General features: G+C 35.9%; 2 protein-coding genes. Both read left to right on the forward strand.

Annotation, left to right across the window (positions count from 1 at the left end; genetic code table 11):
• The first annotated feature begins 274 nt into the window (after positions 1 to 274).
• The gene (locus tag RM549_RS19150; protein ID WP_311687692.1) at positions 275 to 1,522 is read left to right on the forward strand and encodes an erythromycin esterase family protein; all 1,248 of its coding nucleotides are present in this window, start codon (positions 275 to 277) and stop codon (positions 1,520 to 1,522) included.
• Positions 1,523 to 1,762: 240 nt separating this feature from the next.
• A complete protein-coding gene (locus RM549_RS19155) occupies positions 1,763 to 3,457 on the forward strand; it encodes an erythromycin esterase family protein (RefSeq protein ID WP_311687694.1) in 1,695 nt (564 codons plus the stop codon).
• Positions 3,458 to 3,663: the final 206 nt, after the last annotated feature.

Below are 3,663 nucleotides of genomic sequence, written 5' to 3' on the forward strand. Positions count from 1 at the left end.
TAAAACATTCCCCACATGAAGAAACTCCATTAATTTCTTCGGCTAACGTCAAATAGCGGACAGAGAAAAATGGGAAAATAAGTGGGTAATTATTTAATACGAACTGGTTGATTATAAACCAACAAATTTGACGTTAGTCAGAATTATAAGAATTTCTAGTTACAAAACCACGTCAATAACTGCGAATTGTTCAAGAAATTTTTTTAAGCAAACTTTTAAAAATTAAAGAAAATATATAAATCAAATTCGAGTTGAATCAAACTAATTTTCAAGTATGAATAGATATTTCTTGTTAGTCGTCCTGTTTTCAATTTTTGGACTTCCACTAAATGCTCAAAAGGCACAAGTGGTTGAGCAAATAAATCAGAAAGCAATTAAAATTGAAAATGCTGATCTTCATAGTAGTTTAGAAGAATCAGAGAAATTTAAAGATGTTTTCGGCCAAGTACGGATTTTTGGCTTTGGAGAAGCTACACATGGAACCAAGGAGTTTTTTCAGTTAAAGTTAAAATTTTTCAAGTACCTCGTCGAGAATAAAGGAGTAAAACACTTTGCAATTGAAGCTAGTTACGGTAACTGCTTAAAGATTGACCAATATATAAAAGGAAAAAATTACGACCCAAAACTGTTGCTGCAAGAAATAGGATATTGGATTTGGAACACGGAAGAGATGCTTGCTGTAATCGAATGGATGAGAAGTTTTAATGAGGCGAGAGGACCATCAGAGCAAATTAATTTTTACGGTATAGACGTGATGGATCCTACTAAATCTGCGTCTCTATCAAAAAAATATCTACAAAAGACACCGTTAGGGATAAATTCAGAATTTGTCAGAGTACTTAATTTCTATATTTCTAGAGACAAAGCAAAAAATTTGACCAAAAGGAAATTAAAAGAACATTCTGAAGAGCTGCAACAACTGTTATCTTCATTGGAAGCCTCATCTGATAATAATTCAGGTGCTTTATTTCGTCTAATTTCTTCTGTTCAACAATATGTAAATTTTCAAATTGAACCTACCCAGGAGGTTAGGGATGAAATGATGTTCAACAACGTCGATCGCATTTTGTCGTCAAATGAGAAGGATGACAAAGTATTTGTATGGTCTCATAATTTTCATATTAAAAAGAATGATATCACATTTACTAATGATTCTTCAATGGGACATCACTTGAAAGAAAAGTATGGTAATAAATATTACAGTCTTGGTTTCGACTTTGGAAGTGGTAATTTCAATGCTGTGGATGTTAACGAAAGAAAGATTGGAGTTTTTTCAATTAATAAGCCTATGAAAAATACCAGTTCTGAAGTATTTAATTCGGCAGCATTTGAAATTTACTTTTTAGATTTTAAGTCAGTGAGTGAGAACTCAGCTCTTGCTGATTTTTTAACTTCCAAAGTTTACTATCGCGCAATTGGCGCTAATTACGATCCTAAAATGGTCGAAAAAGAAAAATTAGGTGATGCTTATGATGGGATTATCTTCGTAAAAACTACAGAGGCTTCCAATTTTTTAAAATGATCCGACAAAAAGGAAGAGTTTGGAGATGTAGTGTAGGTACAATAAAAGTTCAGCTTCTAAAAGGTGCAGGACGTCTAAATTGATTTATAAAATAAAGGCTATTGTATGTCCAGAGTTCGGAAAAGTCAAGATTTAATCGTACTTCTTGATCAATTGGATCTCTTAACAGCTCACGATATCAAAAATCCTACAGGATCAGAAAAAAATAATAAAAACATTGATACATTTCAACTAAATTTTATGAAACAGAAGTTAACTATTGCATTTTTATTAGCTACACAGATCTTTTTCTCTCAGGAATATTTAAATCTAGATTTTGAAACCGTTACCGAAGGAACCGATAGTCCCAGTGGCTGGTATATCGGAAACCCTCCATACAAAGCTACGATTGATACAAATATTGTCTTTAAATCTGGTAAGAGCTTAAGATTTGAGACTGAAGTTACGGATGAGGAAAGCTTTGGGATGAGCTCGGTATCATTTCCGGCAAGTTTGTCCAAGGGAAAAACTCTTGAATTCAAGGGAAAAGTTAAAACGACTGGGGTCACAGATGGATATGCAGGCCTCTGGATGTCGGCAGCTAACGAGGAAGGCACTAAAGCTTTTGACAATATGAGCGAAAGAGGCCTCATAGGAACGAACGATTGGACGGAAGTCACCATCAAACTTCCTATTGACACAACTGTAACTAGAATAAACCTTGGCGGTTTATTCACGGGTGAAGGAACTGTTTGGTTTGATGATTTTGAAGTTTATATTGATGGACAGAAATACGAGGATGTAGAGCCGGTGCTGCGAGAACCTACACAAGAGGAACTTACATGGCTTAAACAACAGGTAGAATCCCTCAGTAGTTTTGATCCTGAAACAGTAAGTGAGGACTTGGAAATAATTGGGGAACTTATTGGTGACGCACAGGTTGTTGGACTTGGTGAGACAACCCACGGCTCCAGTGAGATTTTTAAGATGAAACATCGCATAGTGAGATATTTGGCGGAAAGAAAAGACTTTGATGTTTTCTCCATAGAGTCCAATATGCCGGAGAGTTACAACATCAATAACTATACAATTGAAGGAAAGGGCAACCCGGTTGATCTTATCAAGGGTATGTATTTCTGGACCTGGAGAACAAAGGAGGTTCTTGATATGGTAGAATGGATGAAAGATTTTAACCAAACCAACCACAAGATAAAATTTACCGGCTTTGATATGCAGTTCTATGAAGGCCCTGTCGCCGAACTACACCAGGCTTATAGCGGAAATCCCGCTGTGTTAGACAGCATAAATGAATTATCGGCACTTCTTAAGAATTATAAAGAGGGTAATGATGTACAGAATTCTCATGGTAAAGCAAGTGCTATCGTATCGAAACTACAAGCTGATCTTCCCAAATTTGATATAAAGGAAAAAGACTGGGCATTCCAAAATCTTCGAATAATTGAGCAGTATTTATCTAAAGGAAATGAGAGAGATCGATATATGGCAGAAAATGTACTGTGGATCAAATCACAGCCTCAAAATTCTAAGTTGGTACTTTGGGGCCATAATGGTCATATTAAGGAAACTGGTAACAGTATGGGAAAATTTTTATCTGATAGTCTTGGTTCTAATTATCTAAGTATCGGATTCACCTTTGGTCACGGAGAATATACTGCCGTTGGTGATAATCGCTTATCATCTCATGCAGCACAACAAGCCCCGGCAGGCTCCTACGAACTTTTCTTCGAGCAAATAGATGAACCGATATTCCTACTTGATTTGCGAAAGGTCAAGAAAGAAAATTCGGCATTGGCAGAATGGATACTTGGAGAATTATCCCTAAGGAATGTTGGTACATTGAAAACTCAAAATGAATTTTATAAAACCGACTTGACAGAGGATTTTGATATTTTAATTTTTATCAATGAATCAACAAGTTCGACAATATTAGAGTAAGCGCTTTTGTAGTCCACATTTCCTTTTGATCAATTCTCTTTGGTTTCCAGTATTAGGAGATTATCAACGGTAAAAAAGAGGCCTAAGCAAAACGTTTTACAACAGCATATAAAAACAAAGATGCTCAAACTGGTTTGAAATCAAAGGTAAGAGCTCTCTTGCTCAGCGGATTGTCCTACGGACAATCACGCTCGCCCGCTCGCACT

The organism is Autumnicola patrickiae, assembly GCF_031846525.1.
Classification (GTDB): Bacteria; Bacteroidota; Bacteroidia; order Flavobacteriales; family Flavobacteriaceae; genus Autumnicola; species Autumnicola patrickiae.